Annotated in this window: 17 protein-coding genes and 1 pseudogene; 9 read left to right on the plus strand and 9 right to left on the minus strand. The window is 59.3% G+C overall.

Annotated elements, in window-relative coordinates; genetic code table 11:
• Positions 1-10: 10 nt before the first annotated feature.
• The 5 genes from FNJ84_RS20430 to FNJ84_RS20455 all read right to left on the minus strand — a co-directional run bounded on the left by FNJ84_RS20430 (position 11) and on the right by FNJ84_RS20455 (position 3,978).
• On the minus strand, positions 11-190 hold the full coding sequence (locus tag FNJ84_RS20430) for a hypothetical protein (RefSeq protein WP_185968624.1): 180 nt from the start codon (positions 188-190) through the stop codon (positions 11-13).
• 459 nt (positions 191-649) lie between these two features.
• Entirely contained in the window at positions 650-1,507 is an 858-nt protein-coding gene (locus tag FNJ84_RS20440) for a glucose 1-dehydrogenase (RefSeq protein WP_143795018.1), read from the minus strand.
• A 385-nt stretch (positions 1,508-1,892) separates the two neighbouring features.
• Positions 1,893-2,552: a hypothetical protein gene (locus tag FNJ84_RS20445; protein ID WP_143795019.1), complete on the minus strand. Its 660-nt coding sequence runs from the start codon at positions 2,550-2,552 to the stop codon at positions 1,893-1,895.
• 277 nt (positions 2,553-2,829) lie between these two features.
• Positions 2,830-3,300 carry a pyridoxamine 5'-phosphate oxidase family protein gene (locus FNJ84_RS20450; protein WP_143795021.1) on the minus strand — a complete coding sequence of 157 codons (471 nt, stop codon included), beginning with the start codon at positions 3,298-3,300 and terminating at the stop codon, positions 2,830-2,832.
• A 108-nt stretch (positions 3,301-3,408) separates the two neighbouring features.
• Positions 3,409-3,978 (minus strand): YetF domain-containing protein, encoded by a 570-nt coding sequence (locus tag FNJ84_RS20455; protein WP_363323878.1) that lies wholly within the window; start codon positions 3,976-3,978, stop codon positions 3,409-3,411.
• On the opposite strand from FNJ84_RS20455, the gene FNJ84_RS22095 reads away from it, so the two are divergent.
• Entirely contained in the window at positions 3,868-4,122 is a 255-nt protein-coding gene (locus FNJ84_RS22095; RefSeq protein ID WP_185968622.1) for a hypothetical protein, read from the plus strand. The two genes, FNJ84_RS20455 and FNJ84_RS22095, sit on opposite strands and share 111 nt — an antisense overlap.
• Here FNJ84_RS22095 and FNJ84_RS20460 read toward each other — a convergent pair.
• Positions 4,119-5,348 carry an FAD-binding oxidoreductase gene (locus FNJ84_RS20460; RefSeq protein ID WP_143795025.1) on the minus strand — a complete coding sequence of 410 codons (1,230 nt, stop codon included), beginning with the start codon at positions 5,346-5,348 and terminating at the stop codon, positions 4,119-4,121. The genes FNJ84_RS22095 and FNJ84_RS20460 overlap by 4 nt on opposite strands.
• A 253-nt stretch (positions 5,349-5,601) precedes the next feature.
• Between FNJ84_RS20460 and FNJ84_RS20465 the strand changes: the two genes are divergently transcribed.
• The 3 genes from FNJ84_RS20465 to ligD are packed head-to-tail and all read left to right on the plus strand — an operon-like array spanning position 5,602 to position 10,969.
• On the plus strand, positions 5,602-7,764 hold the full coding sequence (locus tag FNJ84_RS20465) for a catalase (RefSeq protein WP_143795027.1): 2,163 nt from the start codon (positions 5,602-5,604) through the stop codon (positions 7,762-7,764).
• Complete coding sequence (locus FNJ84_RS20470) at positions 7,761-8,588, plus strand: Ku protein (RefSeq protein ID WP_255471358.1); 828 nt, start codon at positions 7,761-7,763, stop codon at positions 8,586-8,588. Before FNJ84_RS20465 ends, FNJ84_RS20470 begins: the two co-directional genes overlap by 4 nt.
• A 2-nt stretch (positions 8,589-8,590) precedes the next feature.
• Positions 8,591-10,969, plus strand: coding sequence for a DNA ligase D (ligD, locus tag FNJ84_RS20475; protein ID WP_143795029.1), 2,379 nt, complete (start codon positions 8,591-8,593; stop codon positions 10,967-10,969).
• Here the strand turns inward: ligD and FNJ84_RS20480 are convergent.
• On the minus strand, positions 10,929-11,714 hold the full coding sequence (locus tag FNJ84_RS20480; RefSeq protein WP_143795030.1) for a Ku protein: 786 nt from the start codon (positions 11,712-11,714) through the stop codon (positions 10,929-10,931). The genes ligD and FNJ84_RS20480 overlap by 41 nt on opposite strands.
• A 142-nt stretch (positions 11,715-11,856) precedes the next feature.
• On the opposite strand from FNJ84_RS20480, the gene FNJ84_RS20485 reads away from it, so the two are divergent.
• The 5 genes from FNJ84_RS20485 to FNJ84_RS20500 all read left to right on the plus strand — a co-directional run bounded on the left by FNJ84_RS20485 (position 11,857) and on the right by FNJ84_RS20500 (position 14,263).
• A complete protein-coding gene (locus FNJ84_RS20485) occupies positions 11,857-12,354 on the plus strand; it encodes a superoxide dismutase family protein (protein WP_143795032.1) in 498 nt (165 codons plus the stop codon).
• Positions 12,355-12,645: 291 nt separating this feature from the next.
• Positions 12,646-12,831, plus strand: coding sequence for a DUF3008 family protein (locus FNJ84_RS20490; RefSeq protein WP_143795034.1), 186 nt, complete (start codon positions 12,646-12,648; stop codon positions 12,829-12,831).
• Between the two features lie 2 nt (positions 12,832-12,833).
• Positions 12,834-13,046, plus strand: a complete 213-nt coding sequence (locus tag FNJ84_RS20495; protein ID WP_143795036.1) for a hypothetical protein — start codon at positions 12,834-12,836, stop codon at positions 13,044-13,046.
• A gap of 464 nt (positions 13,047-13,510) precedes the next feature.
• The gene (locus tag FNJ84_RS22100) at positions 13,511-13,684 is read left to right on the plus strand and encodes a hypothetical protein (RefSeq protein ID WP_185968623.1); all 174 of its coding nucleotides are present in this window, start codon (positions 13,511-13,513) and stop codon (positions 13,682-13,684) included.
• Positions 13,685-13,789: 105 nt separating this feature from the next.
• Positions 13,790-14,263, plus strand: coding sequence for a sigma-70 family RNA polymerase sigma factor (locus tag FNJ84_RS20500; protein WP_143795038.1), 474 nt, complete (start codon positions 13,790-13,792; stop codon positions 14,261-14,263).
• A 364-nt stretch (positions 14,264-14,627) separates the two neighbouring features.
• On the opposite strand, the gene FNJ84_RS20510 is transcribed toward FNJ84_RS20500, so the two are convergent.
• On the minus strand, positions 14,628-15,572 hold the full coding sequence (locus FNJ84_RS20510; RefSeq protein WP_221932020.1) for an NAD(P)/FAD-dependent oxidoreductase: 945 nt from the start codon (positions 15,570-15,572) through the stop codon (positions 14,628-14,630).
• A gap of 123 nt (positions 15,573-15,695) precedes the next feature.
• A pseudogene (locus FNJ84_RS22505) lies at positions 15,696-15,831 on the minus strand (poly(3-hydroxybutyrate) depolymerase); the annotation flags it as partial.

Below are 15,831 nucleotides of genomic sequence, written 5' to 3' on the forward strand. Positions count from 1 at the left end.
GATGAAGCGCTCAAAGAACGCCCACTCCTCGTCCGACATAAGGTCTCGTGCCAAGCTGGTCTCCATCGCAGATGCCAGCTTGAATCATGCCCCAAGCCCAAGGGGAATCCCTTTTGTCAACACGACCTAACACGCTAAGAATGAATAGAACGACGACGACCAGTCCAACCAGATAGATAATGCTGTTCATACCGTCTCCTCCAAGCATATTTGCAGCGATATGCGAATTCCAACGTCAATGGGTGCCGTAAGTTCCTTGGCAATACGAATGCTGTTCTCAGGCGCATGGATTTGAAAAATCGCAGCAAGCGCCATCGACTTCATTGAGAAGTTCGAAAGCATCCAAACGACCGTTCGTACTTTCCGTGGACACGCAAGCAGAACGACTTATGTTATTAACCTTGGCTAAACATTCTTAGTAGTTCCCAGGGGGGTCGCTTGCGGGAAAGGATTCATCGCCCTGTTCATCAACCATGTCCCATTCCTTGGGTGGATTCTGCATCTGAGAACGACCCGCAGGACGAATGTACTGCTTGGGCCGATTGTCATAATTTCGTTCGCGCGCGGCTCTAGAGAAGCAAGCAAAGCTCAAACCTAGCGTAACGCCGAACAAAAACATCAGTGAAGACTTGTTCATAGCATAATCCCTTCAGAGCATCGGCTTGCCGCCGGTTACTGGAATTGTGGCGCCGGTGAGGTAGCTTGACATAGGCTCTGCCAGCATCACATAGGCAGATGCCAGTTCGACGGGTTGCGCGGGCCGTTTCAGGGGATAATTCTTGCCGAATTCCGCCACCTCATCAGGCGAAAAGCTACCGGGTATTAGTGGTGTCCAGACGGGACCGGGCGCCACCGCATTCACGCGAATTCCGCTATCTGCAAGAAGCTGCGCCAAACCCGCTGTGAAGTTCTGGATTGCGCCCTTGGTCGTGGCATATGCAAGAAGCTTTGGGTTGGGCACGTCAGAGTTAATCGAGGCTGTATTTATGATAGATCCGCCGCGGGCCATATGGGGAACGGCCGCTTTGGTTATATAGAAGACCGCATCCATATTGACTGCGAAGGTTTTGCGCCATTCCTCGTCGGAGATGTCTTCGATCCGATCAAACAGTTTTTGATGTCCTGCGTTGTTCACCAAAATATCAATCCGTCCAAAATTGCTGACGACATCCTCCACCAGCTTACGGCAATGGTCTGGATCAGAGATGTCTCCACCGATCGATAAACATTTCCGGCCTGCCTTGCGGACGAGGTCGGCTGTGTCAGCCGCATCCTTTGTCTCGTTCAGCCAGGAGAGCGCCACATCGGCGCCTTCGCGTGCATAAGCGATGGCGACGGCCCGACCGATCCCACTATCGCCACCAGTAATCAGCGCGACCATACCTTTCAGTCGCCCATGCCCCACCCAACTGCTCTCGCCATGATCTGGCACAGGGTCCATGTCCTGGAAGCTGCCCGGTAGTGATTGATGCTGTTTTGGAAAGGGTGGCTTGGGGTAGGTCTCCATGACGTTACCTTTCTTCGTGATTTCGTTGCTGACAACTCTGGTGCCGCCAACGTCTAGGCCATTCCGACGTAGACAGCGTCAAAGCTCGGCCTGAACGCGGTCGAGTGGGAGATGCAAAGGCTGTCTACAGTGGCAGCAAGCCCCTGGGGCCAAAAAGCGAGCCCTTGGCAATCGTCTCGATGAGCATATTGTCATAGCGGACACGACAGTTGAGTCGTATCAACCGACAAGTCTCAGCTTTGTTCCAGAAGAAGGCTGGTTCAGTGCCGGTCACCACAAGCTATGCGTAGGTCCCCAATCTCTCTCTGCAACGGGCTCGCCGTGGTCTACGGCGACGCATATCAGCGCCGTTGCCCACGTTTCCTTTGCCCTTATTTTCCGAAATTTAGGTCAGGCGCGACATTTTTTCACGATGCCATATGCGCTCGATTAACATTACCAGAAGTGCGCCCACCTCACCGTCAGAGGCCAGATCGTCAACATAATCTAACGCCTCGGTCATTGCTCTTGCGAGAATGTCGTCGGCCACGCTTTGATCTTTTACCAGAAACCGCGCCATGGCGCGCAGACGTGGTATCCAATCAATCACCGGAGTTTCGGCCGGCATGCTGTTGAGCTCCGCTTTTCGGACTGCCATCTGCAGCAGAATAGACGAGGCAAGTGCTTCGGGACCGTCTTCAGTATGAACGCATAACGCGGCAGGGTACCACGAAAGACAGTGTTCTGGGCGATCAGTAAAAATGATAAAGGGAAAGTCGCATGATGCCAACATATCCGAGATTGGGCGAGGGTCTGATGTATATACTATTCCGATATCAAATTCGTAGATATCCTGGTGCTTTTCCAATATCGATTCAACCGGCAAGCCGTCGCGGCACTCAATGCGGAAAATGTTAGCGCCGCCGCTTCTGATATGAATCTCCACGTCTTCTTCCAAGATACTAACATCTTGATAAAGCAATATCCTGAGTCCAGAAAGATCGGTCTCACGATAATAGAAAGACGTCCCTGATGGTGTAACAGGACGACCAAACCGTTCCGCCATATCTCCCCTCCCTAAACGGACAGCCGGATTTGACAGAAGACCTTTCCGCGCTCTTGAAACGTGGCTCAAAGGCCAGCTGGAAGATTAGACAGCTGCTGATGTGGATGCCCCGTTCCCGGCCAGGTTCCGCGGTCTGAGCTTGCGATCATTCGAACCAGAGCTCGATCCGAAGCACCGAAACCCTCGTCAATGCTGATCGCATGGCGAGCGTGGCCGTGGCACTCTTGTGTCGGGGTTTCCATCGCGCGCCCTTCTATCCCCCACCCACAACGCAAGCCTAGAAACTCAGTGAAAATTTCGGGGCGTAATCCGGCTTTTTTCCAGAGATCTTGGCTTTGGCCAGGTCGAACAGAAATGCGAGGCCACTCTCCGGGCCCAGCCATACCTCGGCCGAGGCAGGGATCAGCCGAATGAGAACGATATCGATGTCGCTCTTGCCGTCTTCGAACCAGGCCGAAGCCACGGTGCTCCAGACCTCGTCGAGCTTCTCTTTGTCGTGGGAGATTTCCAACTGGCCCTTGATCTCGGCATGGATGCCCTGTGCGGTGTCGCTCACGATATATCGGGTTCGGGCCCCTTCGCCGGCGGCCCTTGCCATCGACGTGCCCTTGGCCGTGATGAACCAGATGTTGCCGTCTTCCGGTTCCAGGTTGTGCGACATGGGCAGGAAGGCCCCGTCGATCTCCAGCATGCCGGCGCGGACGTCCTCAAGGCGGTCCCAGAATTCCTCGCGTTGTGAATCGGCCATTCGGTTCTCCTCTGATGAGCGCCGCTTGAAACGCGGCGGCGAAGTTGAACTTTCGTCACGATCAAAACTGGCAAATTCGCTGATCGGTTCCCCCGGGGAGGCGCGGGGCTACCGCACAGACGCCGCCAACCACTCATTTTGACCACAGTTCGGGCAGTCGGCATCCTTGCGCGCCAGCGCGGCGGTGGTCAGCCCGCAACAGCGACAGGCGGCCTGCGCGCCTTCCTGCGGCGGCGCGGAAGGCGCGCGAGCCGGTTGCATGTCCAGCGGGGGGACGATGCGCAAGCCGGGGCGGGCGGCATCGAACAGAAAGACAGAAAGCTGACCACCCGCCTCCATGAAGGCCCATTCGACCTCGCCAAGGTTCCGGACGCCATGAATGCGCAACAGCTCCATGACTTCCAATGTGTTCAGATCCCGGCGAGAGGCGCCCTCCATGGCGATCACGCCGTCCCGGACAAGCATGACCGGCGAATTGGCCAGTGCGCGCTTGAGAAAGTCCTGATTATGGATCGCTCGATCGGCGAACTTGGTCAGAAGGACGATCACGGTGATTGCCACCAACGCATGGAAAATCGGCACATCCTCATAGAATGTCAGATCCCCGACCGCCGATCCAAGCGCGATGACCAGGATCATATCCGTCATCGACATCTGCGCGACCGCACGCGCATTCAAAAGCCGGATCAGCAGGAAGCAATAAAGATAGGCGAAGGTGCTGCGGAAGACGATCTCAAGCAGGAACAGCCTTGGAGCTCCGTCGAACCAGATGCGGCCAGCCTCAAAAGGGACGATATTCTCCAGTCGGGTGCCCTCATCTAGCGAAAGCGGAAGACAGATTGATCCGGGTCGGTGTCGCCCGCGATGCGGGCGGCAATGATCTGCGCGCCGATCATCGAGAACGTGATGCCGTTGCCGCCAAAGCCCATCAGCGTGAAAATCCGGCCAAAGCCCGGAACATTGTCGATGATGGGCAGGCCATCCCGCGTCACGCTGAAAGGTGCCGCCCATCCATAGGCGGGCCTGCCGATGCGGATGCCGGTGAGATCCTCGAACTTTTCGGCGATGCGCTTGGTCTTGCTTGCCAGTTTGGCCGGATCGCTGTTGGCGTTTCCTGCATCCTCATCTTCGCCACCGACGATGATCCGTCCGGCTGCGTCTGTTCGGAAATAGAGGTAAGGATCCGCCGCCTCCCAGCCGATGGTGGTCTTTATCCACTCGGGTAGGCCCGACATCGGACGAGAGGCCAAGGCCCAGGTCGACGTCACATGATGTGCAGGGGTGTTCATCTGGTGCAGGTATTCATATCCGGTGCAGAAAACTGCGTGATCCGAGGTGATGACCTGACCATCAGAGGTCGCCAGGGCCACGCCACCCGCAAGCTCTGCCATATCCGTGATCTCGACCGGGCTGATGAGTTGCGCTTTGCGCTTCAGGGACGCCCCCAGAAGCCCTGTCGCAAGTTGAGCGGGATTGGCTGACGCGGAGGCAGGCGACAGGATCGCGCCGGATCGATCCATTCCATAGCGCTTTAGCAGTTCGGACTTTCCCAGGTACTGCGCCTCGATGCCTATGGCGTTACGGGCATCTGTCTCGGCTTTCAGGGCGCGAGAGCCCAGCAGATTTCCCGCGATGTAGATTGCGGGCTTGCTTTCCATTGAACATTCGATGCCAAGCCTTCGGCTCAGATCCACCAGATCGTAGACGGCCTTTACCGACCGTCGCCATGCCGCATTGGCCGCGCGACTGCCGATCCGGTTTTGCAGCCGGGTGAGGGGCACGTCTATTTCATGCTGAATCATGGCGGTCGAGGCCGCGGTCGATCCGCGCACCGGCGGGCGACGGTCAAGGATCAACACATCGCGGCCTTGGCGCGTCAGGGCTTCCGCCACCAATGCCCCGCTGATCCCGGCGCCAACCACAACTACATCGGCGTGTTTTCTGTCGAGTGTCCTTTTCGCCGCCAATGTCGAGTGCGGCGTCTTGACCCAAAGCGGCGTGCCGACACGCAAGTCATCCTTCCGGGTCTCTGCATCGAAATCGGCCACGCACAATACCCTTCCACAAGCAGGATCCGCAGTGACATGACGGCAGATTCGTCGTCCGTTTCGTCCTCGATGAACACGGGATAAACGCGGAAAGTTCCCTGAACGGCAGGTCGCTTGAGGGCAAGTCAGCTGCAGTTTGCAACCCGCAAGTGAACAAAATCGGCTGCGCCGCGTTGAGCGGCAGCAACGAACCTGGTGCCGCTGACACCTCGGCGGAACTGCATGCGTTCAGCAGCCCGAAAGAGAGGAAGCCATGGCGAAATCGAACACCCCTGCGGAAACGAACCCTGCTTCTGTGCCCAGACAAGACGGCACCAACAGCGATCCGATCAGCGCGCCGTTTGCGCAGGAAACCGGCAACGGTGGCGAGCTTCAGCAGGTGACGGATGACAAGGCCGCCCGTCTGACGACGAACCACGGCGTTCCGATTTCGGACAACCAGAACAGCCTCCGGGCCGGAACGCGCGGACCGACGCTGCTTGAAGATCTCGTGCTGCGCGAAAAGATCTTCCATTTCGATCATGAGCGCATCCCGGAGCGGATTGTCCATGCGCGCGGCTCGGTCGCGCACGGCACATTCACGGTCAGCAAGGCCATTCCCGAACTGACCCGGGCCGCGCTGTTTCAGAAAACGGGCAATAGCTGCGATGTATTCGTCCGCTTCTCGACCGTGGCGGGCGGTGCTGGCTCGGTCGATACCCCACGCGACATTCGCGGGTTTGCGGTGAAGTTCTATACCGAGGAAGGCAATTGGGACCTCGTCGGCAACAACACTCCGATCTTCTTCATCCAGGATGCGATGAAGTTTCCCGACCTCGTCCATTCGGTGAAGATGGAGGCAGACCGCGGCTATCCGCAGGCAGCATCGGCTCATGACACCTTCTGGGATTTCGTCTCGCTGATGCCGGAAACGCTTCACAATGTGATGTGGGCCATGTCCGATCGCGGGATCCCGCGCAGTCTGCGTTTCATGGAAGGCTTCGGCATCCACACCTTCCGCCTGATCAATGCCGAGGGCAAAGGGTCCTTCGTCCGCTATCACTGGAAGCCGCGTCTGGGCATCCAGTCGCTGATCTGGGACGAATCTGCCAAGCTTCAGGGGGCCGACAACGATTTCCACCGCCGCGACCTCTACGAGGCCATCGAGGCGGGCAGCTATCCCGAATGGGATCTGGGCATTCAGGTCATCGACCCGGATTGGGCGTCCAGACAGCCCTATGACATCCTCGATGCGACCAAGCTGATCCCCGAGGAAGAGGTGCCGGTCCAGCTGATCGGGACGATGACCTTGAACCGCAACCCCGACAACCACTTTGCCGAGAACGATCAGGTCGCCTTTCTGCCCTCGAATATCCTGCCCGGCATGGATTTCTCGGCAGACCCGCTGCTGCAGGGGCGGCTGTTTTCCTATCTCGACACACAAAAATCCAGGTTGGGGACAACGAACTTCCATCAGATCCCGATCAACGCACCGCGCTGCCCCATGCACAATTTCCAGCGCGACGGCATGATGCAAACACAGATCCCGAAAGGCCGCGCCAATTACGAGCCGAACTCGCTTGCCAAGGCCGGAGAAATCGGCGGTCCTCGGGCAGATGCCAAGGGCGGGTTTCGCAGCACCACCGACACGGATGCCTTGGGCAATGATGCGACCCAGAAGCTTCGTCTGCGCGCGGAGACCTTTGCGGATCACTATAGCCAGCCGCGCATGTTCCTGCGCTCGCTGTCGAAGCCAGAGCTGAATCATGTTGTCGGAGCGCTGGTGTTCGAGCTGTCGAAGGTCAGCATCAAAGCCATCCGCGAAGCCGTCCTGGCGCAGCTGCGCAACATCGACGATGAGGTGGCAATGCGGGTGGCAAACGGTCTGGGCATGGACAAGCTGCCCGACGCTGCCCCTGCCGCAAGGAAGGCGGTGGACCTGCCACCCTCGCCCGCGCTGGCGATCCTGAAGCATGCGACGCCTGCGCCCAAGGGGCGCAAGCTGGGAATTCTGGTGGGCGACGGCGCAGATGCCGCTGTCGTGAAGGCGCTGCAGGACGAGGCCAGGACGGCGGGCGCAAGCTGCGTGATCGTCAGCCAGAAGGTCGGCGGCGCCACGCTGTCGGACGGTTCGGTTCTGCCGGCGGACGGCCAGCTTGCCGGGACGCCCTCACTGATCTTCGACGCCGTGGTCATCACCACGGGCAAAGAGGGCTACGAGGCGCTGATCAATGACCCCGCGGCGCTTGAATTTGCAGCCTTGGCTTGGAGCCATCTGAAGGCTCTTGGCCTCTGCCCGGGTGGGCGAAAGATTCTCGACAAGGCCAATGGCGGCCAGGACGCGTTCACCCTGGATCATAAGGACGCAAAGGGTGTCGTCGCCAGGCTGGCCGACCGCGCCTGGGACCGCGAGGAGGGTTTGCGACCCGCGCCATGAGCGGAGAGACGAGCCCGCCGATGGCCTCGCGCGCAAATTGGAAAGGCGTGCTGAGGATTGCGGATCTCAGCTGTCAGGTCGCGCTTTATAGCGCGGCCTCGACCTCGGACCGCATTGCCTTTCACACCATCAACCGCGCCACCGGCCATCGCGTCAGGCGTGAGTTCGTCGACGGCGAGACCGGCAAAGAGGTCGAGCGTGACGATCAGGTCAAGGGCTATGAAATCTCGGGTGGCGAATATGTCATGCTCTCCGATGAAGAGATCGCCTCGACCGTACCGGACAGCGACAAGACGCTGGGCATCACGGATTTCATCCGCTGCGATGAGGTCGACCCGGTCTATTTCGACCGCCCCTATTATCTGGCCCCCGCCGACCGCTCGGCCGCCGAGGCTTTCGCGCTGATCCGGCAGGGACTGGTCAAGCAGAAGGTTGCCGCGCTGGCGCAAACCGTGCTGTTTCGACGGATGCGCAATCTTCTCATCCGGCCTTACGGTGCCGGAATGATCGCGACGACGCTCAATTACGACTATGAGGTTCGCGCCGCTGACGAGGTTTTCAGCAGCATCCGCATTGCCAAGATCGAGCCCGAGATGCTGGATCTTGCCCAGCACATCATTCGGACCAAGATGGGCAAGTTCGATCCCGCGACCTTCGAGGATCGCTATGAAGCGGCAGTGATCGAACTGGTCAAGGCCAAGCAGGAGGGCCGGAAACTGCCGCGCCGCGCGGCAGAAAAACCCAAGGTCATCAGCCTGATCGAGGCTCTGCGCGCCAGCGCAAAGCCGACGACGAAAGCCCAGAGCAAGCGCAAGGCGGTCTGAAATTGTCGCTTCAACCTTACCGAAAGATGCGCGATTTTACTGCCACCAGCGAGCCTAAGGGCAGCATTTCGCGCAAAAAGGGCAACAGCTTCGTCATCCAGAAACATGACGCCAGGCGGCTGCATTATGATTTCCGGCTCGAGATGGAAGGTGTCCTGAAAAGCTGGGCCGTGACGCGCGGCCCAAGCCTGAACCCTGACGACAAGCGGCTCGCCGTGCATGTCGAAGACCATCCGCTTGAATATGGCACGTTCGAGGGCACCATTCCCAAGGGCGAATATGGGGCGGGCACCGTCATCCTGTGGGATCGCGGCACATGGACACCGATTGGCGATCCGGGAAAGGGCTATGCCAAGGGCCATCTCGAATTCGAACTCTCGGGGCAGAAACTCAAAGGGCGCTGGCATCTGGTGCGGATGCAAACCCGGGAAAAGCGAGAAAACTGGCTGCTGATCAAGGCCGATGACGAATATGCCCGAAAAAAGGGCGATATCCTGAAGGAGGAGCCGGATTCAGTCTCGTCCGGGCGCGGTCTGGCCGAAGTCGAGGACGAACCACCCGGCTGGTCGTCGAAGGACGGCTCCCTCGCGCAGGGCGTAAAGGCCGAAATGCCCAGGTTCATCCAGCCGATGCTTGCGCGGCTGCAATCCAAGCCGCCCTCGGGTGAAAAATGGGTGCATGAGATCAAGTTTGATGGCTATCGCCTGCAGGCGCATATCCACGAGGGGAAGGCGACGCTTCTGACCCGCAGCGGCCATGACTGGACCGAGAAATTCGGCAATATGGCGGGAAAATTCGCTGAACTCGCGCTGAAATCGGCGATCATCGACGGTGAACTGGTCGTGGAAGGCGATGCCGGGGCCTCGGATTTCTCGGCCTTGCAGGCGGATCTTGCGGATGGTCGAGCTGACCGCTTTCTTTTTTATGCCTTCGATCTCATGTACCTCGACGGCCACGACCTGCGGGACGAGCCGATGACCGCGCGCAAAGCTTCGCTCGAGCGTATCCTGCGGACCAGCGCCATCCGCTACAGCGCCCATTTCGCCGAGACCGGAGGAATGGTGTTGCGGCATGCCTGCCGGATGAGCCTTGAGGGTATTGTGTCGAAGTTGGCCGATGCGCCCTATCGCTCGGGTCGCGGGCGGGCCTGGGTGAAGTCGAAATGCTCGGCGCGCCAGGAATTCGTCATCGGCGGTTATGTCCCCTCGCAGGCGCAGGCAGACGCCATCGGCTCGCTGGTGCTGGGCGTCCATGACGCGCGTGAGCCCGGGTTGCAGCATGTCGGCCGGGTTGGCACGGGCTTTACCCGCAAGGCTGCGGCCGATTTGTTCAAACGCCTCCAGCCGCTGCGCCGGAAGACCAGCCCCTTTGGGGAAAAGCTTGCCCGAGAGGCCATCTATGTCACCCCGGAACTGGTGGCAGAGGTCGATTTCAGCGCCTGGACGGCCGATGGCCATCTGCGTCATGCCGCGTATCGCGGGCTGCGCGAGGACAAGCCCGCCACCGAAGTCACCCGCGAAGATGCGCCCAAAGCCAGAATCAATCTGACGCATCCCGAGCGCATCTATTGGCCAGATCCGGGCGTGACCAAGGAAGAGCTTGCGACTTACTACAGCCGGGTCTGGCCTGAAATCGCGCCCTTCGTCGTCAACCGCCCGCTGGCCCTGCTGCGCTGTCCAGATGGCATCGATGGACCCCGGTTTTTTCAGAAGCACCCGTGGAAGGGCATCAACGCCAGCACCGACCAGCCAAACGACAAGGGCGAGGCGCTGATCGCGATCTCGGGTCTCGACGGTCTCATTTCTCTGGTGCAATCGGCTGCGCTGGAAATTCACCCCTGGGGTGCGACGCTGGAGGATCTGGAGCGTCCCGACATGATCATCATGGACCTCGATCCCGGTGAGGGCGCAAGCTGGGACCAGATCGTTGTGGCCGCGACGGAGCTGCGGCAGCGGCTGACGGACGCGGGGCTGGCTGCTTTCGTGAAGACCTCGGGCGGCAAGGGGCTTCATGTGGTTTCGCCGCTGAAACCCCATGCGAAATGGCCCGAGGTCAAGGCCTTCACCAAGGCAATGGCCATGGCGATGGCCAGCGATGCGCCCGATCTTTATGTTGCGACGATCACCAAATCCAAACGCAAGGGCAAGGTTCTGATCGACTATCTGCGCAACCAGAGGGGTGCGACCGCCGTGGCCGCCTATTCGACCCGCGCCCGGCCCGGTGCGGCGGTCTCGACCCCGGTGGAATGGGAAGTGCTGTCACAGATCGGGCCTGCAAGCTATACCGTCCGCTCGGATCTGCCAGACCCGTGGGAGGGGTTTCGCAAGGCCGCGCGCCCGCTTACTTTCCGCCCTTCTTCTCGGTCGCGAGCGATCTCCTGAGCGCATCCATGATGTCGATGACATTGTTTGCAGGCTCGGCGGCCTTCTTTCTGTCAGGCGATTTCCGGCCCTTCTTCTTGTTGGCGATGATTTCCAGCAGCCGCGCCTGAACCGGGTCCGCAACCATCTTTGGGTCCCATTTGCTGGTGCGCTCCTTGATCAGCCGCGTCACCAGCCGAAGCGCTGCAGGGCTGGGCTTGTCGTCTGGCACTGGCGGGGTGTCGCGCAGCTCGTCGCCAAAGCGCAGGGTCCAGAGGATGATCCCCTTGCCCGCCGGTTGCAGCATCACCGCGTATTCGCGCCGATACATCACCAGCCGCGAGATGCCGACTGTGCCCGAGGCCGCCATCGCCTCGCGGATCACCGAAAACGCCTCTTCGCCGACCTTGTCGGTGGGGGTCAGGTAATGGGGTTTGTCATACCAGATCCAGCCGATGCTGTCGGCGGGCACGAAAAGCTCGATATCGATGGTCAGTGTGCTTTCAAGCGCCAGCGCGTCAATCTCGTCATCCTCGATCAGCACATGATCATCCTCGCCGCGAGGATAGCCCCGCGCCTCGTCCTTTTCGCGCACGGTCTTGCCGCTGACGCTGTCGACATAGCGGCTTTGCACGCGGTTTCCGGTCCGGGCGTTCAGCGTATGGAAACGCAGCTTATCAGCCTCGGTCGTGGCGGGGATCAGCGCCACCGGACAGGTGACGAGCGACAGTTTCAGATAGCCTTTCCAGAAATATCGCGGTGCCATGGCGGTCTAACCGGGAACAGCGCGAAAGGTTCCTGCGCGGCCGCCACCGGCGATTGCAGGCCGCAGAGCCACGCGTTCAGGAACAAACGGCGCCCATCGCGGTTGGGTCCCGGACTTATGCCCATGCATCAAAGAGGTTAAAATGAAGCAGTTTTCAATGATTTTCGCCATCACGCTTTTCCCGGTCGCAGCCATGGCTCAGGACGCCACGGCCAAATTCGTGAACACCGACGGCGCCGAGATCGGCAGCGCGAGCCTGACGGCAACCGCAGCGGGCGTGCTGATCAAAGCCGAGATCGGAGAGCTTCCGCCCGAAAGCTGGGTCGCGTTCCATATCCACGAAACCGGCACCTGCGATCCCGCGACCAAACATGACTCGGCGGGCGGGCATTTCAATCCGTCCGGGGTCGAGCATGGCTATCTTTCCGAAACCGGCCCCCATGCCGGTGACATGCCCAATCAGCGCGTCGATGCCACCGGCTTTGCGCGGATCGAGGTCTTCAACCCTTCGGCGACCCTGTCCGAGGGAGAGAACAGCATCAAATCCCGCGCCTTGATGGTCCACGCGAAGGCCGACGACTACTCCAGCCAGCCTTCGGGAGCGGCCGGCGACCGCCTGGCCTGCGCGGTCATCGAGTAACGCCTTGCCAGCATTGCGCTGAGCCAGATCAGCGAAAGCAGGGATACGGTCAACACATCCGGGCTGCTTCCACACGCGCAGCGCGGAAGATGAGACAAGCGAACAGGACTCATCGGCGCTCCAAGCAGTTTATCTTTCCGGGCTTTCCAGAGGAATAGCGGCATGGAGCGCCACCAAGAACGCGATAGGGGCGTCGCGGCTGGAACATTCAGCGCAGTTCGCGGTTGAAGATCCTCCCTGTCACCGCGGCGCGCGATGAAATCGCGACGGTCCGAACGGAAGGAGAAGAGCATGCCCGCCAAGTCGAAAGCCCAGCAGGAAGCCGCAGGTGCTGCCCTGGCCGCCAAGCGTGGCGAGACGCCAAAAGGCGAGCTGCGTGGCGCATCGCGGCAGATGTACGACTCGATGACCGAGAAGGAGCTGAAAGACCTAGCCTCCACGTCGCACGAAGATTTGCCCGAGCACAAGAAGTCATAACCATGTCCGCTCCGAGAACGAATATTGAAAAGCAGAAGCGTCATCATCTGGTTCCAATTGTCACGATCATCGCGATCCTGATCTTTGTGGGCCTGGGGTTCGTCTGGTGGCTGAGCGATGAGACCACCGATCCGATCATGCCGGGCGAAGTGGCTGGGCCTGTCGATGACCTGCCTCAGCCCCCACCCACCCCTTCGGCGACGCCGTCTCAATGAGGAAGCGGCTGATGCGGGGGGTGATGAATTCTGGAAGCGGCTGAACCGACCGAAATCTCGGCTCGTATTGGTGCTGGCTCGATCGTGGCGCTGCCGTGGCGGATTTGTCCGATAGGACTCCTTCGATTCCAAAGAAAGGATCGCACCATGTGAGATCAAGCAACTTATTTATCTTGGACCTGCCAGATTTCCCTCACCCGTGTCCCTCGCCATGAGTTTGCCGCGATGCTGTGGAGGCGATCAACGAGCGACGGAGAGGTCGCAGTTCAGGGATCACCTTCGCCCGATGCTCTGCAGTAACGCTGTGTTCGGCTTGGCAGATTGTTGCTGAACGCAGCGAAAAAACGGCATCGTCTCAATGTGAGCGTATTGCATGTAACACTGGACGAATATTCAGGTTGGCAAGACTCGCCAACTTGTCCGGGGCAGTTAAAATATGTCATGCTTAGTGAGAGGAGTTACCGATGGCCAACAGTGAAAGCGGCCCCATCGTCGATCCTGAAATCGACAAGGTTTTGGCCGAGCTGCTGGCGCAGACGGAGAAAGAACCTATTTCGCCACGCCTGCGCGAACTCGCGAAGCGTTTGGAAACAGCGCTCGAGGACGCACGACAGCGTCGAAATCGCCCCGCTCCTTAAACACTGACAGCCGCGCAGTTTTCCGCCGACGCGCAATTTCACAGGGAACCGTCCCTCCCGGCCCAGCATTGGATCCTCATCGGTACATGGGGGAGTAGGACGGTAATGTCGGACGACATACTCGGGTACATTCCAGCACTCCGAGCTTATGCGCGTGCGCTATGTAGGTCTGTTCCAGATGCGGATGATCTGGTGCAGGAAACCTTGTTACGCGCCATAGAAAACGCCCATCGCTATCAGCCGGGAACGAATATGCGGGCCTGGCTTCTGACCATCATGCGCAACCGTTTCTTTACAAATTGCCAAAAGGCTGCGCGAGAACGCACCGGAGCCGCTGATTGCGTGTCATTGCTTCCACAGGTCAAACCGGACCAAGAGTGGCATTTGCAGGCCCGGGAGATGGCAGCTGCCTTGCGGGATATGCCCGTGCATTACCGCGAGGCGATTATCTTGGTGGGTGCCTTGGGCGAAAGCTATCTCGATACTGCGCGGATCCTCGGGTGCGATATCGGCACCGTCAAGAGCCGGGTGAATCGCGCCCGCGCGTTGTTGCGCAAGGTGTTGGAGCCGGCGTTCTGAACCGCAAAAGTCTGGAAGACGCGAAAGGTTAAATGCTCTGCCCGCATCGAGCAGCGCAGTTCGTGTCAGCCTGCTGCCTCGGCACGCGCCTCGCTTTCGGGTCAGGAAATGGGTGGTGCCCATCCAGGCCCTGATCGTGCAAACAGGTGTTCGACTTCGGAGCGGCGGACCGTCATCGTCTCGATCGGGGATTTCGATCGTCAGGTCGCAGATGTTCAGGTCCGCGTCGGCGTGCGAAACGGCGCCACCGCGCTCGGCACCCCCCTTACGGAAGCCCCAAGATGCCCTCAGTCCAAAGAAATGGGAGTCTCGGGCATTGCCTGACTTCGGCAGAAGTCGACCGAAGCCGGAAGGAGGACACCCCTTAAACTGGCTTCCAGATCTCTCCTGCTTCCTCGCGCAAGTCGTTGTGCATGGTCGTTGCGGCGATGGCGGCTTGCCCCATGGCCACGCTGATCTGGTCAAGTGCTGACAGGATGTCGCCATCCGCATAGAGCCCCTTGATCCCAAGTCGCTGGTGCTTGTCTGAAATCAGGCATTTGTCCCCGGAAACCACCAGACCAAGCGAAATGGCTAGTTCGTTGTTGGGGTCCGTCCCAAGTGCGGGGTAGAGCGTGTCGAACTGGAGTTTTGTGCCATCCATCAGGACGACAGTTGCATTCGAGGTGAAATCGAACTTTACGACCGGAGAGAGCACCACCTTGACTCCTGCATTCGCCAAAGCCTCTTTGTGAGCAGGCTGAAGTTCGCTTTCCTTCAGCGTCAGCAGGGTTATGGAATCTGAATACTGACGAAGGAACAGAGCCTCTGCGACCCCAGCCCCGTTCGCGCCGAGGACCGCAATTTTCTGTTTTCTGGCCTCATAGGCGTCGCAGATCGGGCAGTAGCGAAGAAACCCAGCATCCATTGCCTCTTTATGAATTGTTTCATTGATCGATGGCTTGCGATTGACAACACCGGTTGCCAGCAGGACGGTTCTGTACCAGCCTTTGCCGCTTTGATGGGAAAGCTGGAATTCGTCATTCTCACGCTCAATCGAGGTGACACGTTCTTCAATGATATTCGCGCCGAATTGCTCAGCTTGTTGCCGCATCCGCGCGAGAAGTTCTCGCCCCTCGATCCCGCATGGAAAGCCCGCATGATTGTGCGACTTCGGGATCCAGGATGCGCGGCTTTTTCCGCCGTCGAAGACCGTGACACGGCGCAGGAAGCGCGCGAGATAGATCGCCGCTGTCAGTCCTGCTGGTCCGCATCCGATGATGGCGCAATCCGTCACTTCATCGGGCTTCTCATTGGTCGCCTGAGCCAAGCTTTGCTGCTCCCTGCTTTCACCATGTCAAACTGGGTGTTCTGGTCCAGAACGCGGAGCCCAGGGTCTGAGTTTCCAGATCGGCCGCAGACATGCTGCTGCAGGGACCTGTCTTCGCTCGGCTCACCCACCTTCCAAAAAGAAAAATCGGACCATTTCGGCGCTCGCATCCGGCCCGGCCACATCAGTATAGGAGCCGCGATGATCGCCACCAGACCAGGCATGGCCGAGGCCATTGATGACCCAGACTTCCGACAGG

This window comes from Paracoccus sp. M683, assembly GCF_007096355.1.
Classification (GTDB): domain Bacteria; phylum Pseudomonadota; class Alphaproteobacteria; order Rhodobacterales; family Rhodobacteraceae; genus Paracoccus.

Bases quoted from the DNA above. Each gene is read 5' to 3' on its own strand.
- FNJ84_RS20480 (WP_143795030.1), bottom strand. From the start codon at position 11,714: ATGGCACCGCGATATTTCTGGAAAGGCTATCTGAAACTGTCGCTCGTC.
- FNJ84_RS20445 (WP_143795019.1), bottom strand. From the start codon at position 2,552: ATGGCGGAACGGTTTGGTCGTCCTGTTACACCATCAGGGACGTCTTTC.
- FNJ84_RS20465 (WP_143795027.1), top strand. From the start codon at position 5,602: ATGGCGAAATCGAACACCCCTGCGGAAACGAACCCTGCTTCTGTGCCC.
- FNJ84_RS22100 (WP_185968623.1), top strand. From the start codon at position 13,511: ATGGCCAACAGTGAAAGCGGCCCCATCGTCGATCCTGAAATCGACAAG.
- FNJ84_RS20500 (WP_143795038.1), top strand. From the start codon at position 13,790: ATGTCGGACGACATACTCGGGTACATTCCAGCACTCCGAGCTTATGCG.
- FNJ84_RS20490 (WP_143795034.1), top strand. From the start codon at position 12,646: ATGCCCGCCAAGTCGAAAGCCCAGCAGGAAGCCGCAGGTGCTGCCCTG.
- FNJ84_RS20450 (WP_143795021.1), bottom strand. From the start codon at position 3,300: ATGGCCGATTCACAACGCGAGGAATTCTGGGACCGCCTTGAGGACGTC.
- FNJ84_RS22095 (WP_185968622.1), top strand. From the start codon at position 3,868: ATGGAAAATCGGCACATCCTCATAGAATGTCAGATCCCCGACCGCCGA.
- FNJ84_RS20430 (WP_185968624.1), bottom strand. From the start codon at position 190: ATGAACAGCATTATCTATCTGGTTGGACTGGTCGTCGTCGTTCTATTC.
- FNJ84_RS20470 (WP_255471358.1), top strand. From the start codon at position 7,761: ATGAGCGGAGAGACGAGCCCGCCGATGGCCTCGCGCGCAAATTGGAAA.
- FNJ84_RS20495 (WP_143795036.1), top strand. From the start codon at position 12,834: ATGTCCGCTCCGAGAACGAATATTGAAAAGCAGAAGCGTCATCATCTG.
- FNJ84_RS20440 (WP_143795018.1), bottom strand. From the start codon at position 1,507: ATGGAGACCTACCCCAAGCCACCCTTTCCAAAACAGCATCAATCACTA.
- FNJ84_RS20485 (WP_143795032.1), top strand. From the start codon at position 11,857: ATGAAGCAGTTTTCAATGATTTTCGCCATCACGCTTTTCCCGGTCGCA.